We start from the raw sequence: 1,254 nt of genomic DNA on the forward strand, positions 1-1,254 counted from the left end.
TTCTATTTATTAAAATAGTCTTGTTATTTTCATCACTTAGTTTGAACTCTAAATTTGCAATAGGTTCACCAATGAGATCAACAAACTTAATTAAAATCTCATCATCCATCGTTCCTGAAAAAGTATTTATATAGTAATGCCATTCATCGCCACCAACTAAAATTTTTACTTTTTCCGATTGATTTGATTTTATCCGTTCTGTTCTTCCATATTCATCAAGATTTCCTTTTTGGAACTGTCCATTTTCTCTAACGACTGAATATTTTAAGTCGCTAATATTATTTAGTTCATCAGTTTTAAATAAATTGTATACATCTAATTTATTACTATATGGAAGCACAACATTTGGCATTTCAGGTAACGAAAAGTTGACTTTACTTCCTTGTTTAAATAAATGCTGCCCTGCTTTAGCCTCAAACTTTGTCGGGGTAATAATAGTTATCCCATCTTTATTAATGATGATCTGAGATCCACCAGCCATAGATTTACCTATTTCTTATAAATTTATAAAAAATTGAGCCTGAATTTAGCGTAATATAAATGATTAATAATTCAATGATTTTTAACCAAAGCATGACATTCATCATCGCTATTCAACTGAATGATAGCATCATTGTCACTACAGACAATAAGCAAGTTGTTTTAACAGAAACAGGTGATGCTCAATTCGATCCTAAAAAAACCACAAAAATTCATCCATGGGATCAAGGCATTATTACAGGGACAGGTGAAAGCTATGTGGTGACAAGATCGATAGAATTTTTTAAAAGATTAGCGCATTCAAACATTGCTAAACTCCCCCAATGCCTCGATATTTCTAGACAGATAAGAGAACTCAAAGTAGGGACTGACTACTTTCAAGTCGAGAACACGAAATTACTCTGTTCTCGTTACACTGAGCATGGTGCACAACTTTATACGATACAACGCTTTGAACCATCACAGCCCTATGAGCTTAGCCCACTACAGCCAATGAATATTACAGTATGGATGTTTCACCCCATTATTGAAGCTATTTCTAGCGACTTAAAGAACCTCTATACTGATCTAAAAGACTATGCGACCTTTAATAACAAAGTAGATTGGATGAATTACTATCTCAATCGTCTGGCTCCCATTTACCAAAAACAAAGTCAACAAGATCCATTCATGAGCCAAAGCTTTGATTTCTTTTTTCAGACGAAGGATGAATATGTGTTTGGCCATATTCCCAACACCCAAAAGACAGCACTAGAATTCAAAGAAATTTCATCG

General features: G+C 33.7%; 2 protein-coding genes. One reads left to right on the forward strand and one right to left on the reverse strand.

Going from position 1 to position 1,254, the window contains the following annotated elements; translation table 11 throughout:
* Positions 1-481, reverse strand: a 481-nt coding sequence (locus FTV38_RS17650; protein ID WP_180023060.1) for a type IV secretion protein Rhs, incomplete at its 3' end; no start/stop codon positions are given.
* 92 nt (positions 482-573) lie between these two features.
* Here FTV38_RS17650 and FTV38_RS17655 point away from each other — a divergent pair.
* The coding region (locus FTV38_RS17655) for a hypothetical protein (protein ID WP_180023061.1) at positions 574-1,254 on the forward strand (681 nt) is incomplete at its 3' end.

The organism is Acinetobacter sp. YH16044 (assembly GCF_013417145.1).
Taxonomy (GTDB): domain Bacteria; phylum Pseudomonadota; class Gammaproteobacteria; order Pseudomonadales; family Moraxellaceae; genus Acinetobacter; species Acinetobacter amyesii.